The organism is Hymenobacter sp. 15J16-1T3B (genome assembly GCF_020711235.1).
In the GTDB taxonomy this organism is placed as follows: Bacteria; Bacteroidota; Bacteroidia; order Cytophagales; family Hymenobacteraceae; genus Solirubrum.
Map to the genome: position 1 here is coordinate 296,094 of NZ_JAJFAV010000006.1, position 15,588 is coordinate 311,681.

At 64.8% G+C, this 15,588-nt stretch carries 14 protein-coding genes; 8 read left to right on the forward strand and 6 right to left on the reverse strand.

Translation table 11 applies throughout. The annotated features are described in order from the left end of the window. Nucleotides 1–126 precede the first annotated feature (126 nt). From LJ737_RS12790 to LJ737_RS12800, 3 genes are all read left to right on the forward strand, one after another. Nucleotides 127–2,547: a TonB-dependent receptor gene (locus tag LJ737_RS12790; RefSeq protein ID WP_227766261.1), complete on the forward strand. Its 2,421-nt coding sequence runs from the start codon at nucleotides 127–129 to the stop codon at nucleotides 2,545–2,547. Nucleotides 2,548–2,559: 12 nt separating this feature from the next. Then, nucleotides 2,560–3,537 (forward strand): DUF4249 domain-containing protein, encoded by a 978-nt coding sequence (locus tag LJ737_RS12795; RefSeq protein ID WP_227766263.1) that lies wholly within the window; start codon nucleotides 2,560–2,562, stop codon nucleotides 3,535–3,537. A gap of 95 nt (nucleotides 3,538–3,632) precedes the next feature. Further along, the gene (locus LJ737_RS12800; protein ID WP_227766265.1) at nucleotides 3,633–3,872 is read left to right on the forward strand and encodes a hypothetical protein; all 240 of its coding nucleotides are present in this window, start codon (nucleotides 3,633–3,635) and stop codon (nucleotides 3,870–3,872) included. A 96-nt stretch (nucleotides 3,873–3,968) separates the two neighbouring features. Here LJ737_RS12800 and LJ737_RS12805 read toward each other — a convergent pair whose 3' ends face one another. The 4 genes from LJ737_RS12805 to LJ737_RS12820 all read right to left on the reverse strand — a co-directional run bounded on the left by LJ737_RS12805 (nucleotide 3,969) and on the right by LJ737_RS12820 (nucleotide 8,485). Then, the gene (locus LJ737_RS12805; RefSeq protein ID WP_227766266.1) at nucleotides 3,969–4,592 is read right to left on the reverse strand and encodes a hypothetical protein; all 624 of its coding nucleotides are present in this window, start codon (nucleotides 4,590–4,592) and stop codon (nucleotides 3,969–3,971) included. 76 nt (nucleotides 4,593–4,668) lie between these two features. Next, nucleotides 4,669–5,358, reverse strand: coding sequence for a Rossmann-fold NAD(P)-binding domain-containing protein (locus LJ737_RS12810; RefSeq protein WP_227766268.1), 690 nt, complete (start codon nucleotides 5,356–5,358; stop codon nucleotides 4,669–4,671). A 113-nt stretch (nucleotides 5,359–5,471) separates the two neighbouring features. Continuing rightward, nucleotides 5,472–6,305, reverse strand: coding sequence for a CvfB family protein (locus tag LJ737_RS12815; protein WP_227766270.1), 834 nt, complete (start codon nucleotides 6,303–6,305; stop codon nucleotides 5,472–5,474). Between the two features lie 278 nt (nucleotides 6,306–6,583). Next, nucleotides 6,584–8,485 (reverse strand): BamA/TamA family outer membrane protein, encoded by a 1,902-nt coding sequence (locus LJ737_RS12820; RefSeq protein WP_227766272.1) that lies wholly within the window; start codon nucleotides 8,483–8,485, stop codon nucleotides 6,584–6,586. Between the two features lie 183 nt (nucleotides 8,486–8,668). Between LJ737_RS12820 and LJ737_RS12825 the strand changes: the two genes are divergently transcribed. The 5 genes from LJ737_RS12825 to rfbD all read left to right on the forward strand — a co-directional run bounded on the left by LJ737_RS12825 (nucleotide 8,669) and on the right by rfbD (nucleotide 13,298). Beyond that, entirely contained in the window at nucleotides 8,669–9,994 is a 1,326-nt protein-coding gene (locus LJ737_RS12825; RefSeq protein ID WP_227766274.1) for a putative DNA modification/repair radical SAM protein, read from the forward strand. Between the two features lie 42 nt (nucleotides 9,995–10,036). Then, nucleotides 10,037–10,219 (forward strand): hypothetical protein, encoded by a 183-nt coding sequence (locus tag LJ737_RS12830; RefSeq protein ID WP_227766275.1) that lies wholly within the window; start codon nucleotides 10,037–10,039, stop codon nucleotides 10,217–10,219. A 56-nt stretch (nucleotides 10,220–10,275) separates the two neighbouring features. Next, complete coding sequence (locus LJ737_RS12835) at nucleotides 10,276–11,169, forward strand: alpha/beta fold hydrolase (protein ID WP_227766276.1); 894 nt, start codon at nucleotides 10,276–10,278, stop codon at nucleotides 11,167–11,169. Nucleotides 11,170–11,367: 198 nt separating this feature from the next. Then, nucleotides 11,368–12,318 carry a TIGR03915 family putative DNA repair protein gene (locus tag LJ737_RS12840; protein ID WP_227766278.1) on the forward strand — a complete coding sequence of 317 codons (951 nt, stop codon included), beginning with the start codon at nucleotides 11,368–11,370 and terminating at the stop codon, nucleotides 12,316–12,318. Nucleotides 12,319–12,428: 110 nt separating this feature from the next. Then, the gene (gene rfbD, locus LJ737_RS12845; RefSeq protein ID WP_227766280.1) at nucleotides 12,429–13,298 is read left to right on the forward strand and encodes a dTDP-4-dehydrorhamnose reductase; all 870 of its coding nucleotides are present in this window, start codon (nucleotides 12,429–12,431) and stop codon (nucleotides 13,296–13,298) included. A gap of 216 nt (nucleotides 13,299–13,514) precedes the next feature. On the opposite strand, the gene LJ737_RS12850 is transcribed toward rfbD, so the two are convergent. Together LJ737_RS12850 and LJ737_RS12855 are read right to left on the reverse strand one after the other, a co-directional pair. Beyond that, nucleotides 13,515–14,705: an MFS transporter gene (locus LJ737_RS12850; RefSeq protein WP_227766281.1), complete on the reverse strand. Its 1,191-nt coding sequence runs from the start codon at nucleotides 14,703–14,705 to the stop codon at nucleotides 13,515–13,517. 97 nt (nucleotides 14,706–14,802) lie between these two features. Next, nucleotides 14,803–15,384, reverse strand: a complete 582-nt coding sequence (locus LJ737_RS12855; RefSeq protein ID WP_227766283.1) for a hypothetical protein — start codon at nucleotides 15,382–15,384, stop codon at nucleotides 14,803–14,805. Between the last annotated feature and the right edge of the window lie 204 nt (nucleotides 15,385–15,588).

The window sequence follows — 15,588 nt, forward strand, 5'->3', positions numbered from 1 at the left end:
CAGTTGGCTCTTGCCGACAGAGGCGGCTTTGGCCGGCCAGCACCCGGTTTGCTGCGCGTTGCGGCGGACAACCGGGGGTAGCTGGCCGGGATTCTGCCTGCTTCCGCTCCCCCAATTTCCCCTTCTATGCATTCCTTTTTACGTGCTGGCGTGCTGGCGGCCGGGCTCGGCAGCGTGCCCGCCGCGGTGGCCGTAGCCCAACAGCCCGCCCCGGCCCGCGTCACCTTTAGCGGCTACGTGCGCGACGCCCAAACCGGCGAAAACCTCATCGGCGTGGCGGTGGTGCACCCGGCGTCGGGCCAGGGCACGGCCACCAACACCTACGGGTTTTTCTCGCTTACGCTGCCGGCCACCGGCGACACCACCCGCCTGCTGACCTCCTACCTGGGCTACCAGCGCCAGCTGCGCCCGGTGCGCCTCGACAAGAGCCAGCAGCTCGACATCCGCTTGCAGCCGGCCAGCAGCGAGCTGCAGGGGGTGGAAATCGTGGGCACGCGCGAGGAGCAGATTGCGCGCACCACCCGCATGGGCACCATGAACATCCCGATCAGCCAGATCAAGGCCGTGCCGGCGCTGTTCGGCGAACGGGACGTGCTGAAGGTGCTGCAGCTGCTGCCCGGCGTGCAGAGCGGGGGCGAGGGGCAGAACGGCCTCTACGTGCGCGGCGGCTCACCCGACCAGAACCTGATTCTGCTCGACGGCACGCCCGTCTACAACGCCTCCCACCTGTTCGGCTTCTTCTCGGTGTTCAACGCCGACGCGCTCAACAACGTGGAGCTGGTGAAGGGCGGCTTTCCGGCCCGCTACGGCGGCCGCCTCTCCTCGGTGCTCGACATGACCATGAAGGAGGGCAACATGCAGGAGTTTCACGGCGAGGGCGGCATCGGGCTGATTGCCTCCCGCGTGACGCTGGAAGGCCCCATCAAGAAAGACACAGCCTCCTTCATCATCTCGGCCCGCCGCACCTACATCGACGTGCTGGCTCGCCCGCTCATCAGCCTGGCCATGGCCTCCCAGGGCGTGCCGTCGGACGAGCGGCCCACCATCGGCTACTTTTTCCACGACCTGAACGCCAAGGTGAACTGGAAGCTCGGCCCACGCGACCGGCTGTACCTGAGCGCCTACACCGGCCGCGACAAGTTTTACGCCCGCATCAAGAGCAAGTACGGCGAGGAAGGGGAGTACTTCCGCGAGAAGGACGGGCTGGGCTGGGGCAACCTGACCTCGGCCCTGCGCTGGAACCACGTCATCAACAACCAGCTGTTCGTCAACACCCACCTCACGTTCAGCCGCTACCAGTTCGACGTGGGCATCGAGAACGAGCAGCGGCGCATCGACAACGGCACGCCGCGCACCGACAAATTCTCGCTGCTCTACCTCTCCAACATCCGCGACTGGACGCTGAAGTCGGACTTCGACTACGTGCCCTTGCCCGACCACTACATCCGCTTCGGCGGGCAGTACATCTGGCACCAGTTCCGGCCCGGCGCGGCCCAGGCAAAGTCGAACAACCCCGACGACAACATCAACTTTAAAATCGGCTCGCGCACCCAGGCCCAGGAAGCCAGCCTCTACGCCGAGGACGACTACAAGGTGACGGACCGGCTCAAGGTCAACGGCGGGTTGCGCCTCAACGGCTTTTTGGTGCGCGGCCAGCTGTACCCGTCCATCGAGCCGCGCGTGGCCGCCCGCTATTTGCTCACCGAGGACTGGTCGTTGAAAGCCTCCTACGCCCGCACCACGCAGTACATTCACCTGCTGGCCAACTCGGGCATCGGCCTGCCCACCGACCTGTGGGTGCCCGCCACGCCCAAGGTCAAGCCCCAAAAAGCCCAACAAGTGGCTCTGGGCGCGGCCCGCAACGTGCGCTTCCGGGACGCAGACTACGAGCTGAGCCTGGAAACCTACTACAAGCCCATGAAGCGGCTCATCGAGTACCGCGAGGGCGCCAGCTTCCTGGGCACCACCGATAGCAACTGGGAAGACAAAGTGACCAGCGGGCAAGGCTGGGCCTACGGGGCGGAGGTATTCGTGCAGAAGAAAACCGGCCGCACCACCGGCTGGGTGGGCTACACCCTGGCCTGGAGCCGCCGCCGCTTCTCTGAGCTGAACCAGGGCCGGATTTACCCCTACAAGTACGACCGGCGCCACGACGCGACGCTGGTGGTCATTCACCAATTGTCGCCCACGCTGCGGCTCTCGGGTACCTTCGTGTACGGCACCGGCAACGCCGTTACGCTCTCGCGCGGCACCTACACGCTCGGGCCGAACTTCGGCACCTTCGACGACTACGGCCCGCGCAACTCCTACCGCATGCGCGCCTACCAGCGCCTCGACCTGGATTTGAGCCAGACCAAGAAGAAGAAATGGGGCGAAATCGTAAACAGTTTCTCCGTCTACAACGCCTACAACCGCCACAACCCCTACTTCCTCTACTTCCAGCCGGGCTACGAAAACATGTTTACGGGGCAGATGCAAAAGCCGAGCTACCGCCAGATCAGCCTGTTTCCCATCCTGCCCTCCTTCAGCAAGAGCTTCCGCTTCTAGTCCGCATCTGCTATGCCCTTCCTTCAGCCCGATTTCCGGCGGAACCTGCTGCCCCTGGCGCTGCTGCCAGCCCTGCTCACCGCCTGCGACACGGCCATCGACGTACCCGAGCCCGCCCACACGCCCCGCGTGGCCATGGTCCTCACCCTCGACAACCTGGCCCCGGCCGACTCGCTCATGCGGGCCAGCTACCTCGGCCGCCAGCCCTTCGTGAGCCTGAGCCAGCGCCTCTACCTGCTGCACCCGCCCGAGGGCCGCGCCGACGCTACTATGGAAGTGCGCGACGCGGGCGGCGCGGTGGTGGAGCGCTACCGGCAGGTGGTAATGCCGCCGCCCTTCCCGGGCGCGCCGGACTACAACCAGGGCGTGTACCGGCCCACGCTGCGCTACCAGTTTCGGCCGGGCCAGACGTACACCGTGCGCACCGCGGTGCCGGGCACCGAGCCGGCCGAAAGTCAGCTGACCTTGCCCGTGCCCGTGCCCGTGGAGGTGACCAAAACGCCGCTGAGCAGCTCCGGTTCGGGCCAGAGCCGGGCCCGCCTGACCGTGGCCTTCGACGACCCGGCCGGCAGCAACGACTACTACCTCGTGACGGCCCAGGTGGTGGACGCCAGCGGGCAGCGGGTGGGCTATATCAACCTCAGCGACGAGGAAGGCTCGGGCCTGACCGTGCCCGCCTACCGCCTCTCGGATCCGCAGTCGGCCTACGAGCTGTACCCCTTCAGCGACGCCAACGTGAACGGGCAGCGCATCAGCTTCTCGGCCAACGTCTCGTACGGCAGCGGCTCCATCGGCGGGCGGCCGGCGCAGCTGCAGGTCACGCTCACCCGCCTCACCCGCGACCTGTACCTCTTCTACAACAGCTACGTGCAGTACAGCAACAACGACGGCAACCCCTTTGCCGAGCCCACCCCGCTGTACTCCAACGTGACGCCCGGCTTCGGCATCTTCGGCGGCGCCGCCGACAGCTGGGTGCGCCTGCCCCTGTAGGCCGGGTTCGACATTCGGCGGGCCCGGCATTAAACTTGCGAGGGGGTGTTGCGTCTAACTACGCAGAACCAACCCGCGCTCCGGCGCTTTGTCATATGCCTAATCTGTTGAAAACCTTCGTGCTGGCCGGAGCAGTGGCCGTCGGCAGCCTGCTGACCAGTTGCGTGTCTTCCGGCTACGTGGTGGGCCCGCCGCCCCCGCCCGTCATCGTGCGGCCGGCGCCGGTTATCGTCACGCCGCGGCCGTATTACCGCGCCCGGCCTTACTACCGCCCGGCGCCGCGCCCCTACTACGGCCCGCGCTACTACGGGCACGGCCACGGCCGCCGCTGGTAAGGCTCGGCCGCCCGTTTCGGGTAGGCTATTAAACGCACGAGGCCCCGCCGAATCATCCGGCGGGGCCTCGTGCGTTTGGGGCTGGCAAGCGGCGGGTTAGAAGCTGAAGCGCACGCTCACGGCCGCGTCCTGGAACACGGCGCTGTTGCCGCGGTACACGTCGAAGTACGGCTTGTAGTCGGCACTGATGACCAGCGGCAGGTCCGGAATTTTGTACTCCAGGCCGAGCACGAAGTCGGCGCCGAAGACGGGGTACACCTGGTCGTCGGTGTAATAAGCGTAGTAGTACCGGTCGTGCTTTTTGCGGCGGTACTCCACCAAGTAGTAGTAGCGGCCGCGGTAGGCGCCGGCGTGCAGGCCCGCGCCGAGGTACCACTGCAGATTTTTTACGTCGGGCAGAATGGTCCAGTGCTTTTCGAGCAGCAAGGTGAACCGGGCGCCGCGGCCGAGGTATTCAGTGGTGACGAGGCCTTCGACGGCCGCGCCCTTGCCGGGGTTGAAGAAGTGCTTCACCGTCAGGCCCGAGGCAAAGCCGCCCCCGCGCAGCCCGATGCCGGTGGTGTAGCCGGCGCTACCGCCCCCGCCGCCTTTGCTGCTACCACCGCCCTTGCTCCCGGACGACTTGCCGGACTTGGTGGTGGTTTTCTTGGTCTGCGCCGAAACTTGGCCTATTCCGAGGGCCAGCGTCAGTAGCAAGAGAAAGAGGAAAGACTTTTTCATGGATGAATGCAAAAAATGAGGCAGCAAGCTTGTTTTCGGAGTTGTCAGACGCCAAACTTACGGATTCAAGTGCAATTCAGGCCGAAGGCGAGATGCCCGCCTGAATTTCATCGGACAAATGCACGCGCACGCCGCCGCCGTCCTGGTAAGCGGCGTTGAGCATGGCCTGCGCCACGGCCTGCGCCGGCACGGCCCGGTAGCGCCGCAGCGGCCCGCGCAGCAGCGGGTTCACCAGCCGCAGCAGCACCGCCCCGATTTGTTCGCCCAGGCGCTTTTCGGGGCGCGGGCCCAGCAGCAGGGAAGGCCGGAAGATGTGCACGGCCCGAAACGGGGCTTGGCGCACGGCCGCTTCCATGTCGCCCTTCACGCGGTTGTAGTAGAAGGAGGAATGCGCATCGGCGCCCATGGCCGAGACGACCATGAACTGGGCGGCGAAGTTGGCGGCCGTCAGGGCGGCCAGCTTCACCACGTAGAGGTAATCGACCTGGTAAAACGCCTCTTTCGAGCCGGCCTGCCGCATGGTGGTACCCAAGCAGCAGAACACGTCGTCGGCAATGAGGCGCAGGCGGTGGTCTTCGAGGTGGGCGAAATCGACGGTGTGCTGCACCAGCAAGGGGTGCAGCAGCGGCAGCGGCCGGCGCCCCACGCTGATGACTTTGGCGTAGCGGCCGCAATTGAGCAGCAGCGGCAGCAGCTGGCTGCCCACCAGGCCGCTGGCGCCGGCAATGAGGGCGACTTTCTGGGGCCCGGGCGAAGTGGGGTCCATGTCTGGCAAACGGTCAGGGAAGAAGTTGACGGTTTCCCCAACGGGAGAAGCGCCCGAAAGTTTGGTTGAGCTGACTGGCCCCGGCGCAGCTCGGCCGCGGCCGAGCCGGCGCCTTACTCTTCGTCGTCGATGAGGCGCGTGCTGTCGGGGTGCAGCTCCACCTGCCCGCGGCGGTAGAGGGTGCCGAGGGCTTTCTTGAACACCTTTTTGCTCATGCCCACGCGGCGGTAAATTTCCTCCGGGTCGGTTTTGTCGGTCAGCGGGAGCGTGCCGCCAGCTTTGCGCAGAAACAGCACCAGCTCGTCGGCGGCGGCTAGGGCTTCGCCGTAGCCCTGGCGCTGCAGGCTCACGTCCACTTTGCCGTCTTCGCGCACCTGGCGCACGTAGCCGGTCAGCTGGTCGCCGATGCTGAGCGGGCGAAACACCTCGTTGCGGAACAGCAGGCCCTGGTAGCGCCCGTCGACGAGCACGGCGTAGCCCAGCTCGCTCTGGCCGGCCACCAGCAGCGGCACCGCGTCGCCGGGCTCCAGCAGCGGGTTGCGGTCGGTAAATTTCTCCCACTTGGCGGTGGTCACCAGGCGGTCGGAGGTTTCGTCGAGGTAGATGTAGACCAGCACCAAGTCGCCCACGTTCACGCGCTTGGGCTGGTTGCGCAGGGGCAGCAGCAGGTCTTTGGGCAGGCCCCAGTCGAGGAAGGCGCCCAGGGAGCTGGCGGACGTGACCTTGAGCACGGCAAACTCGTTGACCTTGGCCAGCGGCGTTTCGGTGGTGGCCACGAGGCGGTCCTCCGAGTCGCGGTACACGAAGGCGCGCAGCACGTCGCCTACGCGCACGCCGGCCGGCACGTAGCGGTCGGGCATGAGAATGTCGCCGTCGTCGCTGGTCAGGTAGATACCGAATTCGACGAAGCGGGCTACTTCCAGGTCGTTATAGTCGCCAAGGTTCATGGGCAGGGGAGGGGCAATTATCGAAGAGCAACGCGGCTCTGCGGCTTACGCCGTTGCAAAGGTGGGAGTTTGGGCGTTGAGGAGGGCGAGAGGCGGGGAGTTTATGGGAGAAACCCGTCAAAAAGGTCGTCCTGTCGAGCGCAGTCGAGACGTCTCGCGGGCTGATGTGGGATAGTGACGCAACGATTGATATTACTATCCAGCGAGATGTCTCGACAAGCTCGACATGACGTTCTTGTTAACTCACAACTTCACCATTTCACAACTTCACCACTGGCTTACAGCCCAGAGTCGTAGCGCACGATGCTGGGCTGGCCGAAGCTGAAGTCGTTGAAGCGGTAGATGGTGCGCGAGGTCTGGTACAAGCGGGTGCCGCGGCCGTCGTCGATGCCCTGGGGGTAGAAGCCGAACAGCAGCTGAATGGTGTTGATGGCCAGGTACTCGTTGCGCAGGCGCACGCCCATGCCGAAGCCGGTGTAGGGTTTGCCCTGGAAGGGCGAGGGGCGGCCGTTGGTGCTCAGCCAGGCCGCATCCACCCAGGCAATGCCGGCCACGCGGAAGCCCAGAAACGACACCGGCGTGAACACGTTGGCCTCGTAGTTGAGCACGAAGCGCGAGGTGCCGCGCAGAATGCCGTCGTCGCTCATGCCGCGCAGGCCCCGGTCGCCGGCAATGCTGAGCACCAGGTTGGGGGGCTGCCGGCCGATGCCGATAATGCTGCGGTTCCAGAAGAAGTGGCGCCACTGCCAGTTGCCGGTGTGGTAGAGGCGGGTGAAAGCCAGGATTTCGCTGGAAAAGGCGCCCTCCTGCCAGCCGCCGTAGCGGTAAAAGCGGCCGTACTCGCCGTTGACGTACAAGTAGCCGTGCAGGGGGTTGAAGCCGGCCAGGGCCACGCGCCCGGCGAAATAGGAGCGGCCGCCGGTGGGGTTCACGTCGTAGCCGCTGGTGAAGGTGAGCAGGGAGCCCGTGGGCACGTCCTCGGTGCGGCCGAAGCCGAAGAGGTAGCGGTCCTTGTAGTAGCGGCGCACGCTGTAGCCTAGGCTGAACAGGGCCGTGTTGCTGCTCTGAAACGTGGGGTCGGGGCGGCGGTAGTAGTCGGTGCGGATGGCGCGGGTGGCCACGATGACGCGCGCCGGGTTTTCGTAGCCCAAATCGTAGGAGCGGGGCTGGAAAGCGCGGCCCACCCAGGCGTCGGCCACGGTGTAGCCCATCGGGTCGAACTCCGGAATTGTGCCGTCCTCGGGGAAGGTGCGCTGAATGCCCTGGTTGAAGCGCGTCACGTTCAGGGCGTAGGCGTAGCGCGTGTTTACCGACACGAAGCCGCGGTACAAAGAGGCGCCGGCTTCCTCGTACTGCCACTGGTTGCGGTAGCGGGCCTGCACGCCCAGGTAGTTGCGCAGCGGCACGGTGTAGCTGCCCTCGTACTGCCAGCCCTGCGGGTTGGAGAGGCCGTAGTCGAGGCGGTTGCGGAAGTCGTGGCCGCGGGCCAGGAAGTTCTTGTCGCGCAGCGTGAGCAGGCCCGCGCCCACGTCGCGGATCTGCAAGCCGCCGCTGATGCTGAACACGTCCTTGGTGATGACCTTGATGTCGACGCTGTCCTTGGTAGAGGTTTTTTCGTTGACCACCACCCGCGCGTCGAGGATAAAGTTAGTCTGGCGCAGCAGACGCTCGGTTTCGGCCAAGGACTGGGGCTTCAGCTCCTCGCCGGGCCGAAACAGCAGCAGCTTGCGAATCTTGCGCCGGGCCGTCTTGATGTGCAGCGCGTTGCCGCCCTTTTCCAGGATGTTGCGCGGCACCCGGGTCGAGTCGTTGATGTTGAAGCCGAACGCGTCGAGCGTCTTCACGTCGACGCGGCGTACCACTTTGTAGTTGTGCCGGTCGTACTGCCGGTCGAGCAGGGTCGCGTCGAGGCCGCCCTGTTCCTCGCGGCGCTCGGTGAAGTTGAAGAGCACCGAAGCGGCCTTGCCCAGAATGGTTTTGCGCTTGGTGTAGGCCTTGAGTCCGCCGAGGAAGCGCTGCTGGTCGAAGCCCCGGCGCAGGGAGTCGACGGGCGCGGTGGCGGGGCGGCGCACGGTGTCGCGCACGGCGGGTTGCTGCTGGGCTACGGCCGCGCCGGCCGGGGCCAGGGCCAGCACCGGAACGAGTACGAATAGAAAGTAGCGCGGCAAACGGGTAAGCACAGGAATCAGACACCGCCCGGGCCCCGGGCGTTGCCAACGAAGATACGAAACGCCGCGCCGGGCGGGTTGCGTCGCGTATTAGGCTGAGGTTGTGTCTAAAAAAATTAGTCCCAAAAATTCTGGAACTGAGTTGCGCAATGAGGCGTTTTTCTGGTTCTTTACAACCCGAAGCGCAGCCCGCAGATGAACGAGCGAATCATAGAAAAGCTAAGCATTTTGGCCGACGCCGCCAAGTACGATGCCTCGTGTTCGAGCAGCGGCGGCAAGCGCAAAAACGAGAACAAAGGCTTGGGCAACGCCGAGGGCATGGGCATCTGCCACTCCTACACCGAGGACGGCCGCTGCGTCTCGTTGCTGAAGATTCTGCTCACCAACCACTGCATTTTTGACTGCGCCTACTGCGTCTCGCGCAAGTCCAACGACGTGAAGCGCGCCGCCTTCACGGTGGAGGAAGTGGTGGACCTGACCATGAACTTCTACCGCCGCAACTACATCGAGGGCCTGTTTTTGAGCAGCGGCATTTTCTCCTCGCCCGACTACACTATGGAGCGGCTGGTGCGCATCTGCAAAAAGCTGCGCACCGAGGAGAAGTTCAACGGCTACATCCACCTCAAAACCATTCCCGGCGCTTCGGAAGAGCTCATCAAGGAAGCCGGCCTCTACGCCGACCGCCTGAGCGTCAACATCGAGCTGCCCTCGGAGCTGAGCCTGACCACGCTGGCCCCCGAGAAAAACTACGAGGAGATTCTGACGCCCATGAGTCAGATTCAGCAGAACGTGGCCCAGAACCGCGAGGAGCGGGAGCTGTTCAAGAAAGCCCCGCAGTTTGCCCCCGCCGGCCAGACTACCCAGCTCGTCGTCGGCGCCTCCCCCGAAACCGACCACCAGATCATCCAGCTCGCCGACGGCCTCTATAAAGGCTACGGCCTCAAGCGCGTGTACTACTCCGGCTACGTGCCCGTGTCGGGTGACCAGCGCCTGCCCCAGGTGGTGCAGCCCCCGCTGATGCGCGAGCACCGCCTCTACCAGTCCGACTGGCTGATGCGCTTCTACGGCTTCGACGCCAACGAAATCCTCGACCCGGCGCACCCCCACCTCGACCTGGAAATCGACCCCAAGCTGGCCTGGGCCCTGCGCCACCGTCACGTGTTTCCCGTCGATGTGAATACGGCCGACTACGAGCTGATTCTGCGCGTGCCGGGCATCGGCATGAAGTCGGCCAAGCGCATCGTGGCCGCCCGCCGCTTCGCCCCGCTCACCCTCGACCACCTGCACAAGTTCGGCGTGGTGCTGCGCCGGGCGCGCTACTTTATCACCTGCCGCGGCATGGCCCTGGAAAAGCGCGAGTACGACGAGCAGACCGTGCGCCGCAAAATCCTCTACGGCGACGGGCAAACCCGCTCGGCCCTGGTCAAGCGCCAGCTCGACCTCTTCGCGCCGGAGCCCACCATCGTCACCGCCCCCGACCTCGTTTCGCCCCAGCTCGACCTATTCCGCCAAGCGGGCTAAGCGCCGCTCAACCCTAGCCTCCTCTCTTCTCTCAACACTGCCATGACTATTCTCGACCACCAGCAACCCGCGCTGCCCCTGGGCCCCACGCTCGACGAAGCCGACAAAGTGGCCCGGATGGCCTGCTGCTGCAAGCTCTCGGAGCTGCTGCCCATCGTGCGCCAGCAGCTGCAGGAGCGCCGCGCGCAGCTGGCCGCCCAGCAGCGCCCCGCCGAAGCTGCGTAATACATTCGTAGCCGCCCAGTTGTATCGATCTGGCCTACGGGTAGCGTATAGGGCGGATGCTTTATTCCCTCGAAGACCATTACGTCGAAACCAACGGCCTGCGCCTGCACGTGGTGCAGTGCGGCCCGCTTGATGGCCCGCTGGTCGTGCTGCTGCACGGCTTTCCGGAGTTCTGGTACGGGTGGCACCGGCAGATTCCGGCGCTGGCCGCGGCCGGCTACCGCGTGTGGGCCCCCGACCAGCGCGGCTACAACCTCTCGGATAAGCCGCGGGCAGTCAACGCCTACGCCGTCGAGGAGCTGGTGGCCGACGTCATCGGGCTGCTGGACGCGGCGGGCCGGGAGCAGGCCTGCGTGGTCGGCCACGACTGGGGCGGCATTGTGGCCTGGCACTTGGCGGCGCGTCACCCCGCGCGGCTGCGGCGGGTGGCTATTCTGAACGTGCCCCACCCCACGGTATTCGGCCGCACGCTGCGGCGCAGTGGTCGGCAGCGGCGCAAAAGCTGGTACGCTCTCTTTTTTCAGCTTCCCTGGCTGCCCGAGCAGCTGGCCCGGCTGCGCAACTGGTGGGCCGGCCGCAAAAGCCTGACCAGCACCAGCCGCCGCGGCACCTTCTCCGCCGACGATTTGCGCCGCTACCGCCTGGCCTGGAGCCAGCCCGGCGCCATGCGCAGCATGATCAACTGGTACCGAGCCGCCGCCCGCCGGGGCCGTAGCAGCACGCAGCTCGGCCGCATCACGGTGCCGCTGCAGCTCATCTGGGGACGCCGCGACGCGTTTTTGGAAGCCCGCATGGCCGAGGAAAGCCAGAAATACTGCGACCAGGGCTGGCTGACGTACTTCGACAAAGCCACGCACTGGGTGCAGCACGAAGAAGGCACCCGCGTCAACGAGTTGCTGCTGGAGTTTTTCGCGGAGGCTGGGCAAGGGCGTGGAAACTTCGAGGCGTAGCAGTTGCCGCGTATAGCTTGCCGCTGACTAAGCGTTGTTGAGGCACGGATTGATCGAATATTGATGCGTTTTGGGTTAAAAATCAATGGATTTAAGCGCAGTAAGCTGGAGCGTATACCGCCCGCTTTTTGTTAGTCTATCAGCCCAGGCGACTGGGTAGCTCCGCCGCTTGGAACTGGCTCCAGCCTTATCTTTTGCTTGTCTCTCTCGTTGAAAAAGCCGCGCATTACTTCCTTACAACGCCGGGCGCCGGGGCTGCCGGCCCGGCCGGCCGTCACCTCGCTGCGGCCTGGCGGGGCGCTGCCGCCGAGCTTCGACGCGGCCGCCCGCTTCACCTACGACGGCTCCTTCGATGGGCTGCTGACGGTGCTGCTCACCTGCTGGCAGACGCGCCGCTGGCCCGAGGCCATTGCGCTGGAAGGTGCCGCGCAGGGCGGTTTGTTCAGCGAAACGCACTTCGTGCCCACCGACGAAGCCCAGGCCCGGCGCGTGTGGGAGGGCCTGCTCAAGCACATGCCGGCCGAAGCGCGCACCAACCTTTACAAAACCTTCCTCTCGGAGCGCCCCGACCGGGAGTTGCTCATCTTCCGCTACGTGCAGCTGGCCATAGCGGCCGGCGGGCAGGACATCAGCGAGCATTTCGCCGACGACACCGTGCGCACGGTGGCCGAAATCAACAAGCAGCTGTTTCGCGAAAAGCACCGCATGGAGGCCTTTGTGCGCTTCGAGCGGACCCAGGATGGGCTGTTTCACGCCAGCATCGAGCCCGACTTCGACGTGCTGCCGCTCATTGCCGAGCACTTCACCAAGCGCTACGCCGACCAGCGTTGGCTGATTTTCGACCGGCGGCGCCGCTACGGCCTTTACTACGACCTGCAGCGCACCGACGTGGTCAGCTTCGATGCGGCCGTGGACGCGGTGGCCAGCGACACCTCGGCCGTATCCGCCGCCGTGCTCGACGAGCGGGAGCCGCTGTTTCAGGTGCTCTGGCAGGCGTATTTCGACCACGTCAACATCCCCGAGCGCAAAAACGTGAAGCTGCACCGCCGCCACATGCCCAAGCGCTACTGGCGCTACCTCACCGAAAAGCAGCCCCGGGAACGGCAGTTTCGGCCCATTGCCAACAAGAACGGCGCCGCCCAGGGCTGAAGCGGGGCTGGACGTGCGGCGGGTTACGCGGCGCCCATGCGGCCGGTGGCCGCCGCGTAACCATCGAAACGCGCTATTTTCGCGGCTGATAAACGCGTAGGCGCTTCGATATGAGCAGCAGCATTCTGGTTTTTGGCGCCTCCGGGCAATTGGGGCAATGCTTGGCGCAGGTGGCGGCCGAGCGGAACATGACGGACCGCTTGGTCATGCTGGCCGAAGAGCAGGCCAACATCCTGAACCCCGACGGCCTGCGGGCCGCGTTCGAGCAGCACCAGCCGCAATACTGCATCAACTGCGCCGCTTATACGGCCGTCGACAAGGCCGAGGACGAGCTGGAGCTGGCCCGCCGCGTGAACCGCGACGGCGTGGAAAACCTGGCCCGGCTGTGCGCCGAGTTTGGTGCCACGCTGCTGCACGTCTCCACCGATTTCGTGTTTGCCGGCTCGGGCAACCAGCCCCTGCTCGAAACCGACGAAGCCGCGCCCATCAGCGCCTACGGCCTGACCAAGCTGGAAGGCGAGCAGGTGATTCCGGCCCATACGGACAAGTATTTCATTCTGCGAACCAGCTGGTTGTACTCCGAATTCGCCGGCAACTTCGTGAAGACCATGCTGCGCTTCGGCCGTGAGCGGGACGAAATGCGCGTCATCTGGGACCAGACGGGCACGCCCACCTACGCCATCGACCTGGCCACGGTGCTGCTGCACCTCATCGAAACGAACAACGCCAACTACGGCCTCTACCACTACAGCAACGAGGGCGTGACCTCGTGGTACGACTTCGCGGTGGCCATTTTCGAGCTGGCCGGGCTGCCCACGCGCGTAGTGCCCATCCGCACCGCCGAGTACCCGACCAAAGCCACGCGCCCACCTTACTCCGTGCTCGACAAGAGCAAGGCGAAAAGCCAGCTCGGTATCAGCATTCCGCACTGGCGCGTGAGCCTGCAGGCCTGCATGCGCCGCTTGAACCAGGAAGCCTGAGGCGGGAATAAAAGCCCGTCATCCTGAGCAGAGCGAAGGACCTTTCTCGAACCCCTGCACCGCCGCTGCCTACAACGTGCCGGCGCTAATCGGGACAACGACAACAAGCGCAGCCACCACACCCGAACGATTGGCGTTGGTGGCTGCGCTTCTTGGTCGGTGCAGGGTTGGAGGAAGGTCCTTCGCTGCGCTCAGGATGACGGGCTTATTTCCTTCTTATTCCTCTTTCGTTCGGCCGTAAAACCGGCTGGCCAAAAAGGCCAGGGCCACAAAGCCCAGGCCGGCGGCGCACACGCCGGGCCAGCGGCCGTGCGTCCAGGCCCAGCCGCCTACCAAGGAGCCCAGGGCCCCGCCGATGAAATAGGCCGTCATGTAGACGGTGTTGAGGCGGCTGCGGGCTTCGGGAATCAGGGCGAAGATGCGCGTCTGGTTGGCAATGTGGGTGGCCTGTACGCCCACGTCGAGCAGAATGACGCCCACCACCAGCGCGGCCAGGGCGGTGCTGCCCAAAAACAGGATGCCGTAGGCCAGTACCGCCAGCCCCACGCCGATGCGAATGGCGAAGTCGGAGCCGCGGGTATCGGCGGTGCGGCCGGCCAGGGGCGCGGCCAGGGCCCCGGCGGCCCCGATCAGGCCGAAAAAGCCCGCCACGTCGGCGCCGTAGTGGTAGGGCGGACCTTCGAGCAGGAAGACCAGCGTGGTCCAAAACACGCTGAAGCCGGCGAACATGAAGCCGCCGATCAGCGCGGAGCGGCGCAGCAGCGGCAGGGTGCGGGCCAGCGTGAACAGCGAAGACATCAGCGAGGCGTAGGAGCCGCTGAAGGCGGGCCGGTCGCGGGGCAGGCGCCAGGCCAGCACGCCGCCGAGCAGCACCATCACGGCCGCGCCGCCCCCGAACACCGTGCGCCAGCCCAGGTGTGCCCCCACGTAGCCGCTGACGGTGCGCGAGAGCAGAATGCCGATCAGCAAGCCGCTCATGATCTGGCCCACAATGCGGCCGCGGTCTTCGGCGGGGGCGAGGTGCGCGGCCATGGGAAGCAGCAGCTGCGGCACGGCCGAGCACACGCCGATGAGCAGGCTGGCCCCGAGCAGCACCCCGAACGAGGGCGCCCAAGCCGCCGCGGCCATGCACACGGCCGCACCGAGCTGCATCACCAGGATGAGGCCTTTGCGTTCGAGCTTGTCGCCGAGGGGCACCACCAGCAGCATGCACAGCGTGTAGCCCACCTGCGTGACGGTGGCCACCAAGCTGGCCTGGCTTTCGGTTTTGCCGAAGGTGCGCCCGATTTCGCCCAGCAGAGGCTGGTTGTAGTAGATGTTGGCCACCACCAGGGCGCAGGTCAGCGACATTAGCCAGACCAAGGCGGGCGGCAGGGTAGGGGAAGCGTGAGAGGTTTCGTCGGCCATGAAAATTGCCCGTACAGGGCAAGCAGTGCGTACGGCAAAACCGGCCGACAGGCCAATGGTTGTCGGACTTTACACGAAGCGAACAGAAGCGTTTGCGTCAGCGGGTGATGCGGTTCAGACGCAGGGTGCCGCGGAACGAGGTCCGGTATTGGTTGCGCACTTCGTACATGATGAGGCCTTCGCGTGGATTCCAGTAGGATTTGTCGCCGTCGGGGTGTTGCATGATATAAACCTTGAACTTTCCCATCGGCACGGTCAGGGTCGTGTCCGTGTTGATGACGTAGTTACGGCCTCTGATATGACTGCCGCAGTAATACGTTGGCAACTCCTGATAGAGAAAGGGGGATTTAGGCGCGTAAATGTTCTCTGTCAGGCTAAAGCAGGAACCGAAGCCGCAACTGCTGCATATCTGTTCGTAAAGGGCGTTGGATTTGACGACCACATCGATGTCGTTGATTTCCCCGAAAAGAGGCGTGAGACTACCACTACTATTATTTGGCGCATGCTCCCGAATGCGGTAGTCATCATCATCGCGGTTTATTTCCAGGTAGCGGCAGTCACGGATGGTATCCTGGAGGCCGTAAAAATCATAATACAGTCGGTTGCCGCCCCTGACCCACCCGAACGGCTTGTGGCTGCCGTCCTTGTTGCAAGCCGCGCAGCCAAACAGCAGAGCCATGGTGCAGAGTTGGGCGGTGAGCCCAGTTAATGTATTGACGGGCATATGGGTAGGAGTAAAGTCGTAACTAGAAATCCATATTACGCCCAACGCAATATCCCCTCATGCCAAAAGATGGCCCTAATGGACTTTATCAGCTGGAGCGGGTAGATTCGAAAGACTGTTGATAACCCGCGGGCAACCCTTGTCCGCCCGGTTGCATCT